The 16,383-nt window shown below is 66.0% G+C and carries 16 protein-coding genes; 8 read left to right on the top strand and 8 right to left on the bottom strand.

Going from position 1 to position 16,383, the window contains the following annotated elements; translation table 11 throughout:
• Positions 1-904, bottom strand: a 904-nt coding sequence (gene sufB, locus QZV81_RS03810; protein ID WP_292832760.1) for a Fe-S cluster assembly protein SufB, incomplete at its 3' end; no start/stop codon positions are given.
• 249 nt (positions 905-1,153) lie between these two features.
• Here sufB and QZV81_RS03815 point away from each other — a divergent pair.
• Positions 1,154-2,143 carry a COX15/CtaA family protein gene (locus QZV81_RS03815; RefSeq protein WP_292832763.1) on the top strand — a complete coding sequence of 330 codons (990 nt, stop codon included), beginning with the start codon at positions 1,154-1,156 and terminating at the stop codon, positions 2,141-2,143.
• 86 nt (positions 2,144-2,229) lie between these two features.
• Positions 2,230-2,637, top strand: a complete 408-nt coding sequence (locus QZV81_RS03820; protein ID WP_292832766.1) for a dinucleotide-utilizing enzyme — start codon at positions 2,230-2,232, stop codon at positions 2,635-2,637.
• 50 nt (positions 2,638-2,687) lie between these two features.
• On the opposite strand, the gene QZV81_RS03825 is transcribed toward QZV81_RS03820, so the two are convergent.
• A complete protein-coding gene (locus tag QZV81_RS03825; RefSeq protein WP_292832799.1) occupies positions 2,688-3,614 on the bottom strand; it encodes a heme o synthase in 927 nt (308 codons plus the stop codon).
• A 191-nt stretch (positions 3,615-3,805) separates the two neighbouring features.
• Here QZV81_RS03825 and tkt point away from each other — a divergent pair, with 191 nt between their 5' ends.
• Genes tkt through pgl form a run of 6 tightly spaced genes read left to right on the top strand, consistent with a single transcriptional unit; the run spans position 3,806 to position 11,928 of the window.
• Positions 3,806-5,881, top strand: a complete 2,076-nt coding sequence (tkt, locus tag QZV81_RS03830; RefSeq protein WP_292832769.1) for a transketolase — start codon at positions 3,806-3,808, stop codon at positions 5,879-5,881.
• Positions 5,878-6,996: a transaldolase gene (gene tal / locus QZV81_RS03835; RefSeq protein WP_292832772.1), complete on the top strand. Its 1,119-nt coding sequence runs from the start codon at positions 5,878-5,880 to the stop codon at positions 6,994-6,996. Before tkt ends, tal begins: the two co-directional genes overlap by 4 nt.
• Complete coding sequence (locus QZV81_RS03840; RefSeq protein WP_292832775.1) at positions 6,993-8,612, top strand: glucose-6-phosphate isomerase; 1,620 nt, start codon at positions 6,993-6,995, stop codon at positions 8,610-8,612. The genes tal and QZV81_RS03840 overlap by 4 nt, the downstream gene beginning before the upstream one ends.
• A gap of 29 nt (positions 8,613-8,641) precedes the next feature.
• A complete protein-coding gene (gene zwf, locus QZV81_RS03845) occupies positions 8,642-10,210 on the top strand; it encodes a glucose-6-phosphate dehydrogenase (RefSeq protein WP_292832802.1) in 1,569 nt (522 codons plus the stop codon).
• Positions 10,207-11,139: a glucose-6-phosphate dehydrogenase assembly protein OpcA gene (locus QZV81_RS03850; RefSeq protein WP_292832805.1), complete on the top strand. Its 933-nt coding sequence runs from the start codon at positions 10,207-10,209 to the stop codon at positions 11,137-11,139. The genes zwf and QZV81_RS03850 overlap by 4 nt, the downstream gene beginning before the upstream one ends.
• 9 nt (positions 11,140-11,148) lie before the next feature.
• Entirely contained in the window at positions 11,149-11,928 is a 780-nt protein-coding gene (gene pgl / locus QZV81_RS03855; protein ID WP_292832778.1) for a 6-phosphogluconolactonase, read from the top strand.
• A 36-nt stretch (positions 11,929-11,964) separates the two neighbouring features.
• On the opposite strand, the gene QZV81_RS03860 is transcribed toward pgl, so the two are convergent.
• The 6 genes from QZV81_RS03860 to QZV81_RS03885 all read right to left on the bottom strand — a co-directional run.
• Entirely contained in the window at positions 11,965-12,321 is a 357-nt protein-coding gene (locus tag QZV81_RS03860) for an RNA polymerase-binding protein RbpA (RefSeq protein WP_292832781.1), read from the bottom strand.
• A complete protein-coding gene (gene secG / locus QZV81_RS03865; protein ID WP_292832784.1) occupies positions 12,321-12,569 on the bottom strand; it encodes a preprotein translocase subunit SecG in 249 nt (82 codons plus the stop codon). The genes QZV81_RS03860 and secG overlap by 1 nt, the downstream gene beginning before the upstream one ends.
• A gap of 112 nt (positions 12,570-12,681) precedes the next feature.
• Entirely contained in the window at positions 12,682-13,467 is a 786-nt protein-coding gene (gene tpiA / locus QZV81_RS03870; protein WP_292832787.1) for a triose-phosphate isomerase, read from the bottom strand.
• Positions 13,458-14,672 (bottom strand): phosphoglycerate kinase, encoded by a 1,215-nt coding sequence (locus QZV81_RS03875; protein ID WP_292832790.1) that lies wholly within the window; start codon positions 14,670-14,672, stop codon positions 13,458-13,460. Before QZV81_RS03875 ends, tpiA begins: the two co-directional genes overlap by 10 nt.
• Positions 14,673-14,681: 9 nt before the next feature.
• Complete coding sequence (gene gap / locus QZV81_RS03880; RefSeq protein ID WP_292832793.1) at positions 14,682-15,692, bottom strand: type I glyceraldehyde-3-phosphate dehydrogenase; 1,011 nt, start codon at positions 15,690-15,692, stop codon at positions 14,682-14,684.
• A 138-nt stretch (positions 15,693-15,830) separates the two neighbouring features.
• Positions 15,831-16,383, bottom strand: a 553-nt coding sequence (locus tag QZV81_RS03885) for a superoxide dismutase (protein WP_292832796.1), incomplete at its 5' end; no start/stop codon positions are given.

The following is a 16,383-nucleotide window of genomic DNA, read 5'->3' on the forward strand; positions in this document are numbered from 1 at the left end:
CCTTGGAGCCGATGTTGCCGTCGATCCACTCCATCGTCGCGCCCTCGTGCGCGATCGCGCGCTTGGTGACGAGATTGTAGACATTGTTCGACCAGTTCTGGATCGTCGTGTACCGAACGCGGGCGTTCTTCTTCACGATGATCTCGACCACGGCCGAGTGCAGCGAGTCGCTCTTGTAGATCGGGGCGGTGCAGCCCTCGATGTAATGCACGTAGGAGCCCTCATCGGCGATGATCAGCGTCCGCTCGAACTGGCCCATGTTCTCGGTGTTGATGCGGAAGTAGGCCTGCAGCGGAATCTCGACGTGCACGCCCGGCGGGACGTAGACGAAAGATCCCCCCGACCACACGGCCGTGTTCAGGGCGGCGAACTTGTTGTCACCGGCGGGGATCACCGTGCCGAAGTACTCCTCGAAGAACTCCGGATGCTCGCGCAACGCCGTGTCGGTGTCCATGAAGATGACGCCCTGCTTCTCGAGCTCCTCGTTGATCTGGTGGTAGACCACCTCGGACTCATACTGTGCGGCGACTCCGGCGACCAGACGCGCACGCTCCGCCTCGGGAATCCCGAGCTTCTCGTACGTGTTCCGAATCTCTTCGGGGAGGTCCTCCCACGTCTGCGCCTGCTTCTCGGTCGAGCGCACGAAGTATTTGATGTTGTCGAAGTCGATCGCCGACAGATCGGCGCCCCACGTCGGCATCGGCTTCCGGCCGAAGAGCTGATATCCCTTCAGCCGCGTCTTCAGCATCCACTCGGGCTCGTCTTTGAGGGCGGAGATGCCGCGAACGACGCCTTCGTTGATCCCCCGTTGCGCGAGGGCCCCCGCGACATCCGCGTCATGCCACCCGAACTCGTACACGCCGAGTCCTTCGAGCTCCGGTCGGTCGATCAGCACATCCGACATGGCATTCCTCCTTCTAGACCCAACGGTGTCATCCGTTCCGACATTCCTGCTTCCTCGGGAGTGAGCGAGGGTGGGATGCCGCTTTCAGGGCTACGTGCGTCTTATCAGTGCGCACAGGCCGCGCGCCTAGACTGTGGATGGATGCGACGCGTGAACGCCGCGTTTTCCCACCCTTCAACTCTACAGGCAACGCCCCGCACCGGACGTGGCCGGCGTCCATTCGGGGCGCACACCCAGGAGGCGACTGTCATGTCCCACGTCCCCGTCGTCGAGACCGCTTCGACCCCGCACAGGGGAGGTTTCATCCGCCGTCTCTTCGAGCGCCTGCCCCAACAGATCGGCCGTGGCACGCGAGTGATCGCGTGGCTCGTGCTGATCAGCAACATCGTGATCGTGGGCACCGGAGGACTCGTGCGCCTCACCGGATCGGGCATGGGGTGCGATACCTGGCCGTATTGCACGAGCGAATCGCTCGTTCCGACGCGGGAACTCGGCATCCACGGACTCATCGAATTCGGCAATCGCACGCTCACCGGCGTCCTCGTGATCGTCGCGCTGCTCGCATTCCTCTCCGTCCTTCGTCTGCGCAGTGAGCGCCCTGAGCTCGTCCGGCTGTCGCTGGCGATCGGTTTCGGCATCATCCTGCAGGCCGTCATCGGCGGCATCACCGTCTGGTTGCACCTGCACCCCAGCATCGTCGGACTCCACTATCTGGTCTCCGCGGCGCTCGTGTCGCTCTCCGCGGTCTACGTCTTTCGTGTATATGCGGAACCCGGCCCGCGCCGCGTCGCGGTTCCCGGCCGGTACGCGCTGCTGGTCCACCTCACGAGCGCGGCCGTGCTGGTCACAGTGATCGTCGGCATCCTCCTGACCGGATCCGGCCCGCACGCGGGTGATGAGCAGTCAGCGCGGAACGGGCTCGACCCGATCTTCTGGCAGCACGTGCACAGCTGGCCCGCGTACGTGCTCTTCGCGCTCACTCTTGTCCTCTTCGCCGGGTCCTTCCGGATGCCACCCGTCCTCCGTCTGCCCCGGTGGACGGGTCTTCTGCTGGCGGTCGAGGTCGTCCAGATCGCGATCGGTCTTTGGCAGTCGCGCACCGGCCTTCCCATCGCACTCGTGAACATCCACATGGTGCTGGCCGTCACACTCGTCGCGGCCATGACGGCCGTCGTCCTTCACATCTCGGCTCCGCGGACCATCATCCCGGTCACCGACACTTCCACAGCCATTTCATAGGTGCATCAGGGGCGCCGCACGGATCCATCCTTCAGGGTGGACACGTCGTTGCGAACGCACGATGACAACCCTGAGGAGTCCCCCTTATGACCATCACCCGCCCCCGCCTGACCCGCAGCGTACCGTTCTGGACCCTGCTGGGCGGTTCCGTCGTGTCGATCGGCGTCGGTGCCTACGTGCTCGTCGACAAGCTCGGGATCATGGCGACGACCCTCACGGATGGCACCGCCACCGGCGTCGAGGTCTACGCCGGCCAGATCTGGGCCGTGCTCGGCGCCATCCTCGTCGGCTCGGGTCTCATCGGACTCGCGCTGACGGCGACGCTCACGGTCCTCGGCTCCTTCGTGTCGGTCGCCCCTCTCGACGTCAGCGCTGCTCCCGTCTGGGGTGCGGCCGACGACTCGGTCACCACGGTCGCAGCCTCGGACGATGCACCGCTCACCCAGAGCGGCGGCGCACACATCGACGAAGCCGAGGCGCCGCTCGCGCGCTGATCCCGCCGCTTTCGCAGGGGCCCGTCAGCAGGTTCCGTGCCGACGGGCCCTCAGAAGGGCAGGAGAGGGTCGACGGCGATCGCGACGAACAGCAGCGTGAGGTATGTGATGGATGCGTGGAAGACGCGCATCGGATTGACCTGCTCGCCGCGGACGGCGCTGTTGTAAAGGAGGTGGGACTCGTAGAGGAACCAGCCGCCGAAGACGAGTGCGGAGACCGTGTAGGCGAGTCCCATGCTCGCAACAGGTACGAGAAGCAGCGAACACGCGATCGTCGCCCAGGCATAGAGGATGACCTGCAATCCGACTTGGATGCCGTCGCGGGTTGCGCCAAGCATCGGTACGTCGGCTTCGGCGTAGTCGCCCTTGTACTTCATCGACAGCGGCCAGTAGTGCGGCGGTGTCCACAGGAACACCAACACGAACAGAATGAACGGCGTCCACGACAGCGAACCGGTGACCGCCGACCATCCGATCAGAACGGGAAAGCAGCCCGCGATCCCGCCCCAGACGATGTTCTGCTCGGTACGGCGCTTCAGGATCATCGTGTAGATGACGACGTAGAAGAAGATCGCCACCACGCTGAGTGTCGCCGCCAGCCAGTTGGTCGTCATCCACAGCCAAATGGTGGATGCCGCGGCCAGCGCCCACGCGAAGATCAGTGCGCCGCGGGGCGAGACCTCGCCGGTGACCAGCGGCCGCTTCTGGGTGCGGTGCATCTGCGCGTCGATGTCGCGATCGAGGTACATGTTGAACGTCGCCGCAGAGCCCGCGCTCATCGCCCCGCCGATGACGGTGGCAAGAACCAGCCAGAGGTCCGGCATGCCGCCCTGTGCGAGGAACATCACGGGAATGGTCGTGACCAGAAGCAGCTCGAGGACGCGCGGCTTGGTGAGCGTCACGTACGCGCGGACCTTGCGGCCCGCAGAGACGCGGACGACCGGATCGATCGACGCGGACACATTCGCGTGCACCATCTCCGGATCCCCTTTCACCAGCTCGACCAGTCTAAGTCACGGCAGACGGGCGCATCGCCTGCGACGCATGCCACTTCGCTAAGCTGGAACAACAGGCGTCACCGAGCGCCGGATGAGCGCGAGTCGCAACGGTCTCTGCCCTCCGGGACGTGCGTGTCGGACGCACTCCCCCACTTGTGAAAGGGCACGACGTGTCGGAACTGCGCTGGGATGAAATCGACCGACGTGCGGTCGACACTGCACGAGTCCTCGCGGCGGATGCTGTGGAGAAGGTCGGCAACGGCCACCCTGGAACGGCGATGAGCCTCGCCCCGGTCGCGTACCTGCTCTACCAGCGCGTGCTGCGCCACGACCCGACCGACACCGATTGGCTGGGCCGCGACCGCTTCATCCTGTCGGTCGGGCATTCGTCTCTCACGCAGTATGTGCAGCTCTACATGGGTGGGTTCGGGCTCGAGCTCGACGATCTCAAGGCGCTGCGCACCTGGGGTTCGCTGACTCCGGGGCATCCCGAGCACGGCCACACGAAGGGCGTCGAGATCACCACCGGCCCACTCGGACAGGGACTCGCATCGGCGGTCGGGTTCGCCTACGCGGCACGGTACGAGCGCGGGCTGTTCGATCCGGAGGCAGTCGTCGGCACGAGCCCGTTCGATCATTTCATCTACGTCATCGCGGGCGATGGGGACCTGCAGGAGGGCGTGACCAGCGAAGCGTCGAGTCTGGCCGGCCACCAGGAGCTCGGCAATCTGATCGCGATCTACGACTCCAACCAGATTTCGATCGAGGACGACACGAACGTCGCCTTCACAGAAGACGTCGCCCGGCGCTACGAGGCGTACGGGTGGCAAGTCCAGACGGTCGACTGGAAGGAGACCGGCGAATACATCGAGGACGTCGCCGCGCTCCACTCGGCGATCGACGCTGCCAAGGGCGAGACCGCGAAGCCGTCGCTGATCATCCTCAAGACGATCATCGGCTGGCCTGCACCGGGAAAGCAGAACACGGGCAAGATCCACGGCTCCGCGCTCGGCCCGGAAGAACTGGCTGCGACCAAGAAGGTGCTCGGCTTCGATCCGGAGCAGACCTTCGTCGTCGCCGGCGACGTCCTCGCCCACACGCGCGCCCTGGGAGACCGCGCCGCCGGGGCGCGTGCCAGCTGGCAATCCGACTTCGACGTGTGGGCTGCGGCGCACCCGGAGCGCAAGGCACTGCTCGATCGACTCGAGTCGGGCGAGCTTCCGGCGAATCTATCGGCGCCGACCTTCGAGGCGGGCAAGGACGTGTCCACCCGCGCCGCGTCCGGAACGGTCATCAACGCACTGGCCGAGCAGCTTCCGGAGCTCTGGGGAGGATCCGCCGACCTCGCCGAGTCGAATCTCACCACCATCAAGAATGCGAAGAGCTTCATTCCAGCCGAGTGGTCGACCCACGAATGGTCGGGCGACCCGTACGGGCGCGTGCTGCACTTCGGCATCCGCGAACACGCGATGGGCGCGATCATCAACGGCATCAAGCTCCACGGGCCGACGCGCCCGTTCGGAGGCACGTTCCTGATCTTCTCGGACTACATGCGCCCCGCCGTCCGCCTGGCTGCCCTGATGGAGATTCCGTCGGTCTTCGTATGGACGCATGACTCCGTCGCCCTCGGGGAGGACGGGCCGACCCACCAGCCGATCGAGCAGCTGGCGACTCTCCGCCTGATTCCGAACTTCACGGTCGTCCGCCCCGCGGATGCGAATGAGACGAGCGCCGCCTGGGTCGAGATCCTCCGGCGCCAGGGCGGGCCCACCGGCATCGCGCTGACCCGGCAGAACGTGCCCGTTTTCCCGCGCGGCATCGACGGCTTCGCCACGACCGATGGCGTCGCGCGCGGTGCGTACGTCCTCGTGGATGCCGACGCGGCCGTCCCAGACGTCATCCTCGTCGCGACCGGGTCCGAGGTGCAGCTCGCCGTCACGGCGCGCGGGATTCTCGCCGAGGAGGGAATCCGCGCCCGTGTCGTCTCGGCCCCCTCGCTCGAGTGGTTCGCCGAGCAGGATGCCGCATACCGCGAGTCCGTGCTCCCCGCCGATGTGAAGGCTCGTGTATCGGTCGAAGCCGGCTCGACGCCGCTGTGGCGGACGATCGTCGGTGACACCGGGCGCTCGATCGGCATCGACCATTTCGGTGCGTCCGCCGATTACCAGACTCTGTTCGAGAAGTTCGGTATCACCGCCGAAGCGGTCGCCGACGCGGCCCGCGCAACCGTCAAGGAGAACACATGAGCACGCCCACCCGGGACTTGTCCGAAGCCGGTGTCAGCATCTGGCTCGACGACCTCTCTCGCCAGCGCATCACCACTGGAAACCTCGAGGAGCTGATCAGCTCCCGCGACGTCGTCGGCGTCACGACGAACCCGTCGATCTTCCAGGCCGCCATCAGCGCCGGCATCGGCTACGAGGACGCCATCGCGGCGCAGGCGCGCGTCGGCGCGTCGACGGACGAGACGATCGTCGCCCTGACGACGACCGACGTCCGCGACGCGTGCGACATCTTCCGACCGATCTACGACGCCACTTCGGGCATCGACGGACGCGTGTCGATCGAGGTCTCCCCCGACCTCGCGCACGACACAGCCGCCACCATCGAGGAAGCCAGGAAGCTCTATGAGAGGGTCGATCGACCCAATGTCCTGATCAAGATCCCCGCGACCAGGGCCGGACTTCCGGCGATCACCGAGGTCATCGCTTCGGGCATCTCTGTCAACGTGACGCTCATCTTCAGCCTCGAGCGCTACGCCGAGGTCATCGACGCATACCTTGCGGGCCTCCGAGCCGCCCACGCCGCCCACATCGATCTCACCGGAATCCACTCCGTCGCATCGTTCTTCGTGTCGCGCGTGGACACCGAGGTCGACAAGCGCCTGATCGCGATCGGAACGGACCAGGCGCGGGCTCTCAAGTCGAAGGCCGGTCTCGCGAACGCGCGCCTCGCCTACGAACTCTTCGAGCAGCGCTTCGCCGACGAGCGGGCGAGGGACCTCGTCGCGCTCGGCGCGAACGTGCAACGCCCGCTCTGGGCCTCGACAGGGGTGAAGGATCCGGCGCTGCCCGATACGCTCTACGTGAGCGGACTCGTGGCACCCGGCACCGTCAACACCATGCCCGAGAAGACGCTCGAGGCCACTTTCGGCCACGGCATGATCAACGGCGACACGATCACCGGCGCGTATGCCGAGTCGCGCGCCGACTTCGACGCGCTCGCAGCGATCGGCGTCGATCTCACCGACGTCACCCAGCTGCTCGAGGACGAAGGCGTGGAGAAGTTCATCGCCTCGTGGCACGACCTCCAGAGCACCGTCGCAGCCGCCCTCGCGAGTGCGTCTGTGAGCCCGCGATGAGCTTCGAGATCCATGTCTCCGGACAGGTCAAGGACGTCGTGGCGGCTGCGCTTCCCGACTTGGTCAACAGCCTCGTGGCGAGCGGGATCACGTCCGGCGATTCCGATCTCTGGGGTCCCGACGCCGCCGCGGACGCCGCGCGTCGGCTCGGCTGGGTGCAGGCCGTCTCGGTTTCGCGGCCGCTCGTCGCCGAGATCGTGGCCCTCCGTGCAGACCTCCTTGCGCGTGGCGTCACCCGAGTCGTCCTCGCCGGCACGGGGGGATCTTCATTGGCTTCCGAGGTCATCGCCGCCACGGCCGGTGTGCCCCTCGTGGTGCTCGATTCGACGGCCCCGGGTCAGGTTCTGGCGGCGATCGACGGCGACGCCGAGTCCGGTGGACTGACCAGGACCGTACTGGTCGTGTCGTCGAAGTCGGGGTCGACGACCGAGACCGACTCCGCGCGGCGGGCGTTCGAGGCTGCGTGGAGCGACATCGGCATCGACCCCGCGGAGCGGATCATCGTCGTCACGGATCCCGGGTCCCCGCTCGAGGCATCGGCACTCACCGCCGGATACCGGGTATTCACCGCCGATCCCACGGTCGGTGGAGCCTACTCGGCGTTGACGGCGTTCGGCCTGGTCCCCGCCGGCCTCGCCGGTGCAGACATCTCCGAGCTCCTCGACGAGGCAGAAGCGACGCTCCTGGAGGTGGCGATCGACGACCACCGCAATCCGGCGCTGATCCTCGCGGCCTCGATAGCCGGTGGCACGCCGCGGCGCGACAAGCTCGGCCTTGTCACCGACGGCACGCACATCGTAGGGCTGTCGAACTGGATCGAGCAGCTCGTGGCCGAGTCGACGGGGAAGGACGGCACCGGCATCCTCCCTGTCGTCCTGCTTCCCGTGTCGCCCGAGGTCGATGAACCTCCCTCCGATCTGCAGATCCTGCGCCTCGTCGATGATGCCACCCATTTCCGGATCCTCGAGCAGCACCCCGACGAGATTCTCGTCAGCGGTTCGCTCGGCGCGCAACTGGTCGTCTGGCAGTATGCGACGGCCATCGCGGGGCGCCTCCTCGGAGTCGACCCGTTCGATCAGCCGGACATCGAATCGGCCGAAGACGCCGCGCGGAGTTTCCTCGACTCCCGTCCCGTGATCATGTCGCCGGCCTTCGCCGTGGACGGCGTGGAAGTCCGTGTCTCCGATCACGCCCTTGCGACGACCGCGACGCTTTCCGGGGTACTCGATGCCCTCTGCGAGCGAATCGGCTCGGATGGATACGTCGCGATCCAGGCGTATGTCAATCGCTCCGCGGTACCACAGCTGTCAGGACTGCGGGAACTCGTCGCCGCCAAAGCCGGCCGCCCGACCACGTTCGGCTGGGGTCCGCGATTCCTCCACTCCACGGGTCAGTACCACAAGGGGGGACCCGGCACCGGGGTGTTCCTTCAGATCCTCGAGGGCGGCGACGTCGACCTCGAGGTACCCGGACGCCCCTTCACCTTCGGTCAATTGATTGCGGCGCAGGCCGCGGGCGATGCCAAGGTGCTGGTCGCACTGGGTCGACCGGTCGTCACCCTCACGCTCACCGATCCTGTGACCGAGGTCCTTTCGCTGTTCGAGGCAGCCCAGTAGGAGAATCGGCACCGATGTCCGTGGAAGCCATGGGGCCCGGCCCCGACTCGCCCGCACCGATCACACGAGATCACAACCCCCTACGAGATAGCGACGATCGACGCCTCAACCGCATCGCCGGACCGAGCGCGCTGGTGATCTTTGGCGTAACCGGCGACCTGTCACGCAAGAAGCTCATGCCGGCCGTCTACGATCTCGCCAATCGCGGACTGCTGCCTCCGGGATTCGCGCTCGTGGGCTTCGCGCGCCGCGACTGGGAGGATCAGGACTTTGCCAATGTCGTGCGCGACGCCGTCCGTCAGAATGCGCGCACGCCGTTCCGCGAAGAGACGTGGAAACAGCTGCTGCACGGCATCCGGTTCGTTTCCGGGGAGTTCGACGACGACGACTCGTTCCGGCGCCTCCGCGAAACCGTCGAGAAGCTCGACATCGAGCGTGGCACGATGGGCAATCACGCCTTCTATCTCTCGATCCCCCCGCGCGATTTTCCGATCGTCGCGAGGCAGTTGAAGAACTCCGGACTCGTCGATGACAAATCCGGCAACGCGGACGCCTGGCGGCGCGTCGTCATCGAGAAGCCGTTCGGCAGCGATCTGCAGACGGCACGCGAACTCAACGCCGCTTTGGAGATCGCCTTCCCGGCCGACTCGATCTTCCGGATCGACCATTACCTCGGCAAGGAGACGGTGCAGAACATCCTGGCGCTGCGCTTTGCCAATGAGCTGTTCGAACCGATCTGGAACGCGAACTATGTAGACCACGTACAGATCACGATGGCCGAAGACATCGGTGTCGGCGGTCGCGCGGGGTACTACGACGGCATCGGAGCGGCCCGCGACGTCATCCAGAACCACCTCCTGCAATTGCTGGCCCTCACCGCGATGGAAGAGCCCATCTCGATGGATGCCGCAGACTTGCGCGCAGAGAAGGAGAAGGTGCTCGCCGCAGTCCGCCTCCCCGCAGACCTCGCAACGGCGACCGCGCGCGGACAATACTCAGGCGGCTGGCAGGGCGGTGAGCAGGTCACCGGCTTTCTCGAGGAAGACGGAATGAAGCCGGATTCGACCACCGAAACGTACGCGGCCATCAAGCTCGACATCGCCACACGTCGATGGGCAGGCGTACCGTTCTACCTTCGCACCGGTAAGCGGCTCGGACGCCGGGTCACCGAGATCGCTGTCGTGTTCAAGCGGGCGCCCCAACAGCTGTTCCAGCGGAACCAGACCCTCGAGGTCGGCCAGAACGCGCTCGTGATCCGCGTTCAGCCCGACGAGGGCGTCACGATCAGGTTCGGATCGAAGGTTCCCGGAGCCGCCAACGAGGTCCGCGACGTGACGATGGACTTCGGCTATGGTCATGCGTTCACCGAGTCCAGCCCCGAGGCATACGAGCGGCTGATCCTGGACGTCCTGCTGGGCGACCCGCCACTGTTCCCGCGACACGAAGAGGTGGAGCTCTCGTGGAAGATCCTCGACCCGGTCGAAAAGTACTGGGCACAGCGCGATGGCGCACTCGAGCAGTACGCGCCCGGTTCCTGGGGTCCCGCGTCCGCCGATGAACTGCTGGCCAGAGACGGCCGCCTGTGGAGGCGCCCGTGATCGTCGACCTGCCGGACACCACGGTGTCCCACATCGCTCGCTCGCTCGTGAATGTACGCGAAGAGGGCGGCGCCGTCGCGCTCGGGCGCGTGCTGACACTCGTGATCGTGACCACGAACGGACTGCCGGAGGAAGCGATCGAAGCCGCGAACGATGCGTCCCGCGAGCACCCGATGCGTGTCATCGTGCTGGCGACCGACGTCGAAGGCCCGGCGAAGCTCGATGCGCAGATTCGTGTCGGCGGCGACGCCGGAGCCAGCGAGGTCATCGTCCTCCGGGCTGCAGGGGCGGCCGCGAGCAGCGAGCAGGGCCTTGTGACTGGCTTGCTCCTGCCAGACGCCCCTGTCGTAGCCTGGTGGCCGAACCATCCGCCCACCCAGCCGGCGCAGTCACCGATCGGCCAGATCGCACAGCGTCGCATCACGGATGCTTCGACCAAGCCGTTCTCGGCGGATCGGCTCTCCACGCTCAGGCCCTCTTACCAACCGGGCGATACGGATTTGGCATGGACTCGTCTCACGCATTGGCGCGAGCAGCTCGCCGCCGTCCTCGATCAGCCACCGTATGAGGCCATCACTGCGATCGAAGTCGTCGGGGCGGGCACCTCACCATCGACGGGGCTTCTGGCCGCGTGGCTTCGCCTGAAGCTCGACGCACCGGTGACCTGGCGGTACTCGCCCCCGAACGAGTGGACTCACGGCATCCAGTTCGTACGCCTCGTCCGCGCGGGCGGCGACGTCGTACTACGACGCAACAACGACATCGATGCCACCCTCACCCAGCCAGGACAGCCCTCGCACGACATCGTCCTTCCCCGGCGCTCTCTGCGCGAATGCCTCGCTGAGGAGCTGCGACGGCTGGATCCCGACGTCTTGTATGGTCGAGTCATCACGGAGGGCTGGAAGTTGCTCGGGCCCGCGACGACGTAGGAGTCACACATGGCCGAGTTCTGGACGGACAAGCGTGTGGTGATCGGCCCGGATCCGGCGACCGTGGCCGGAGACGTGGCCTGCCGTCTGATCGGACGGATCGCCAAACGTACCGCCGCCGGCAAGACCGTCCATCTCGGCCTGACGGGGGGTCGTATCGGGACTCGGGTGCTCGAGTCGGTCGGCGCCGACCCCTCCCGAGCATCCGTCGACTGGTCGCGCGTGCACTTCTGGTGGGGCGATGAGCGTTTCGTCGACCGCGCCAGCGATCTGCGCAACGAACGGGGAGCACGCGCCGCGCTGATCAGCCGAATCGACGTCCCCGACGCGAACGTGCACGCGATGGGCGCCGCGGACGACGGCCTCGGCGCGGATGCCGCTGCCGCGGCCTATGGAGCGGAGCTCGCCCGATTCGGCCATGCCGACCAGCCGTGGCCGTCGTTCGACGTCTGCTTCCTCGGTGTCGGCTCCGACGCCCACATCGCATCACTGTTTCCGGATCGGCCCGAGATTCAGGTCAAGGATCGATCCGTCGTGGCCGTCTACGACTCCCCCACGCCTCCGCCCACTCGCATCACGCTCACCAGGCCCGTCCTCAACTCTTCCCAGCAGGTCTGGATGGTCCTCGTCGGGCCTGACAAAGCTGCCGCCCTGGGACTCGCACTGGCCGGCGCCAGCTACGAGAGCGTCCCGGCCGCCGGGGCGAAAGGTCGTAAGCGGACGCTTCTGTTCGTAGACCGGGCCGCCGCCACGGATGTTCCCGCGGAACTCATCGATCGCGACGACTGAGCGCGCTGCCCGGAGCCAGCAGATGCCGCCGCGCGCTCAGCTCTGTCCGCGCCGCTCGCGCAACTGCTGGAGTGCGTCCTCGAGCAGAGTCTCCGCCTCGCCCTCGGTGCGTCGTTCCTTCACGTAGGCGAGGTGTGTCTTGTAAGGTTCGGCCTTCGCGAGCGCCGGCGGATTCGCCTTATCGCGCCCGGCGGGCAGACCCGAGTGGGGGGAATCGATCGTCTCGGGGATCTCGTCCTCGGCGATCCCGGCGGCGAAGTATCGCACCGTTTCGTTTCCGAGAGCGTCCCAGTAGGAGACCGAGATGCGATCGGCGTGGTGGCCGTGGTCCTGCTCACCCATGGGTCCCGCACCGACTCGGGTGCCGCGGATCGCGTTTCCTCCGGATGCCATCAGATGCTCTGGAACTTCGTGATCAGTCCGAGCGCGACGATGGCGACGAACCAGACGAGGGCGAGCACGACGGTGAACCTGTTGAGATTGCGCTCGGCGAGACCGGAGGATCCCATCGCCGAGCTCATCCCACCGCCGAACATGTCGGAGAGGCCCCCACCGCGACCTTTGTGCAGCAGGATCAGGAGAGTCAGCAGGAGGCTGGTGATTCCCAGCAGCACCTGGAGTACGAACTCGAGGATGTCCACGATGGATGAAACCTTTCGCTGCGCCCGCGGCAGGGCGCACGGGGCTCAAGTATACCGGGGTGTGTCGGCTCACCGCTCCGTCGCTGTAAGTGGGTCGCCTCCAGCAGACCGGTCAGACTCCGACGTGCTTCTGGTAGCGGACGATGGCCGCGAACTCATCGACCACGAGGCTTGCACCCCCGACCAGGGCACCATCGACGTCGGGCTCGCGCATGTAGCTCGCGATGTTGCCGGACTTCACCGAACCGCCGTACAGCACGCGGGTGCGCTCTCCCGCGTCCGCACCGAGAACGTCGACGATCACCTCGCGCAGCTTCGCGCACACATCCTGAGCCTGTTCGGGTGTGGCCGCCTGACCCGACCCGATCGCCCACACCGGTTCATACGCCACGACGATGTCAGCAGCTGAGGGAACTCCTTCGAGCGCGACACGCAACTGGCCCACCGGCACCGCCGACGCGCCGAACTCTTCGAGGTCGGCAGCAGTCTCGCCGACGCAGATCACCGGGGTGAGCCCATGGCGCAGAGCCGCCTGCACCTTGGCGGAGACGACCTCATCCGTCTCTGCGTGATAGTCGCGACGTTCCGAGTGGCCGATGATGACATAGCCGCAATCGAGCTTCTTGAGGAAGGCGCCCGAGATCTCTCCCGTGTAGGCGCCCGAGTCTTTCATCGAAAGGTCCTGTCCGCCCAGTGAGAACGGAATCTTGTCGGCGTCCAGCAGCGTCTGCACGGTGCGGATGTCGGTGAACGGCGGAAAGAGGCCGACCTCGACAGAGCCCACTTCGTGCCCGGCTTCCTTCAGCGTCCAGTGCAGCTTCTGCACGAAGGCGACCGCCTGCAGGTGGTCGAGGTTCATCTTCCAGTTGCCCGCGATGAACGGGGTTCTCACTGCCATCCGAGGATCTCCAAACCGGGCAGCTTCTTGCCCTCCAAGAACTCCAGGCTGGCGCCGCCACCCGTGGAGATATGACCGAACTGGTCGTCGGTGAACCCGAGCTGGCGCACGGCCGCAGCCGAATCGCCACCCCCGACGACCGACAGTCCGTCGACATGTGTCAGGGCGGCGGCGATCGTCCGTGTCCCCGCGGCGAAGGCGGGCATCTCGAACACGCCCATCGGGCCGTTCCAGAACACCGTCTTGGAACTGCGGATGGCATCTGCGAAGATCTCCGCGGAGGTCGGGCCGATATCGAGACCCATGCCATCTGCACCGAACGGCGTGTCCTCGAGGGCGTCCGACCGGGCGACGACGTGATCGGCGCCGGCGGCGAAGCCCGAGGCCATCACGGCATCCACCGGAAGAATGAGCTCCACCCCGCGCTCGTGCGCTGTCTCGATGTAACCGCGGACAGTATCGATCAGGTCGGCCTCGAGCAGACTCCTGCCGACGGGGTGGCCTTGGGCCGCGAGGAAAGTGAAGAGCATCCCGCCTCCGACCAGGATCTTGTCGGCCCGGGGCAAGAGGTGCTCGATGACGCCGAGCTTGTCGCTGACTTTGGACCCGCCGAGCACGACTGTGTAGGGACGCTCCGGATTCTCGGTCAGACGGTCGAGCACGTCGACCTCCTTCTCGATCAGGAGCCCGGCTGCCGACGGCAGGAGGTCCGCGAGCTCGTAGACCGAGGCCTGCTTGCGGTGAACGACTCCAAATCCATCGGAGACGAGCGCATCTCCGAGGTCGGCCAGCTTCTGGGCGAACGCGCGACGTTCGGCGTCATCCTTGGCGGTTTCGCCGGGCTCGAAGCGGAGGTTCTCGATGACGGCGATCTCGCCGTCATCGAGGGCGGCGGAGGCCCCCTGCGCCGACTCCCCCACGGTGTCGCGCGCAAACGCCACGGGGCTGCCGAGGAGCTCCGACAGTCGCTGCGCGACAGGTTGGAGGCTGTACTTCGCGTCCGGAGTCCCGTCCGGACGCCCCAGATGCGAGCACGCGATCACCCGGGCACCACTGTTGAGCAGGTGGTTGAGTGTGGGAAGCGCCGCCCGGATACGGCCATCGTCCGTGATGACGCCCTCTTTCAGAGGGACGTTGAAGTCAACACGGACGATGACGCGCTTTCCGGCCAGCGAACCCAGTGAATCGAGGGTGCGCAGAGGCATGGTGAAGCCTCAGAGCTTGTCTGCGACGAGCTCGGTGAGGTCGACGAGGCGGTTGGAGTAGCCCCACTCGTTGTCGTACCACGACGAGACCTTGACGAGGTTTCCGCTGACGTTGGTCAGACCGGCGTCGAACACCGACGAGTGCGGGTCGAGCTGGATGTCGCTGGAAACGATCGCGTCCTCGTTGTACTTCAGGAAGCCCACGAGGGCGCCCTCAGCGGCGGCCTTCTGGTAGGCCGCATTGACGGTCTCGGCCGTCAGGCCTTCGGTCGGTGTGATGATCGTGAGGTCGACGATCGATCCGGTGGGCACGGGCACGCGATAGGACGAGCCGCTGAGCTTGCCCTTCAGCTCGGGCAGGACGAGACCGATGGCCTTGGCGGCTCCGGTCGAGGCGGGGACGATGTTGATCGCCGCCGCGCGCGAACGATGGAGGTCGCTGTGCGGGCCGTCCTGAAGGTTCTGGTCGGCCGTGTAGGCATGAGCGGTCATCATGAACCCGCGCTCGATGCCGAAGTTGTCGTTGAAGACCTTGGCCAGGGGTGCGAGGCAGTTGGTGGTGCACGAGGCGTTGGAGATGACGTTCATCGTCGCCGAGTCATAGTCACCGTCGTTGACGCCCATCACGAATGTGCCGTCGACGTCGGTGCCGGGCGCCGAGATGATGACCTTCTTGGCGCCACCGGCGATGTGCTTCTTGGCATCCGCCGCGTGAGTGAAACGGCCGGTCGACTCGATGACGATGTCGACTCCCAAGTCGCCCCAAGGAAGGTTTGCGGGGTCGCGTTCTTCGAAGACCTTGATGCTCCTGCCATTGACCGTGATCGAGTCCGCGTCGAACGAGACCTCGGCGTCGAGGCGACCGCCGACGGAGTCGTACTTCAGCAGGTGGGCGAGGGTCTTGTTGTCGGTGAGGTCGTTGACCGCGACGATTTCAAGGTCTGCTCCCTGCGCGAGAGCGGCGCGGAGGAAGTTACGTCCGATGCGGCCGAAGCCGTTGATTCCGATCTTGACAGACACGTTGTCGTCTCCCGTTGTATGTCGCACGGACGCGCCTCTGCGGCGCACCCGAAACGCTTCTGTTGGACAGAAGAAGATGCCGGTCTTCGCCCCGTTGCCGGGAGGAAGACCCGGCATCCTCACCTGACCATGACCCTACTACGCGAGCAGCCCCGACGTCTTCTCGCGTGCCGTGGAAAAGCGCTCGGCGACGTTGCCCCAGTTCGCGATGTTCCACACGGCCTTGACGTAGTCGGCCTTGACGTTGAGGTAGTCGAGGTAGAAGGCATGCTCCCACATGTCGAGCTGGAAAATCGGCACTGTGCCCTGCGCCGTGTTCGACTGCTGATCGAACAGCTGCTGGATGATCAGCTGCTCACCGAGGACGTCCCAGCTCAGGACAGCCCAGCCTGAACCTTGGATGCCGGTGGCGGCGGCCGTGAAGTGCGCCCGGAACTTCTCGAAACCGCCGAAGTGCTCATCAATCGCCGACTTCAACTCGCCCTCGGGCTCCCCGCCGCCGTCCGGCGAGAGGTTGGTCCAGAAGATCGAGTGATTGACATGACCGCCCAGGTTGAACGCAAGGTCCTTCTCGAGCCTGTTGACGTTCGCGAGGTTGCCGGTGTCGCGGGCCTCGGCGAGCTGTTCGAGCGCCGTGTTCGCTCCGGTCACGTAGGCCTGGTGGTGCTTGTCATGATGCAGCTGCATGATC

The organism is Microbacterium sp., from assembly GCF_011620665.1.
In the GTDB taxonomy this organism is placed as follows: domain Bacteria; phylum Actinomycetota; class Actinomycetes; order Actinomycetales; family Microbacteriaceae; genus Microbacterium.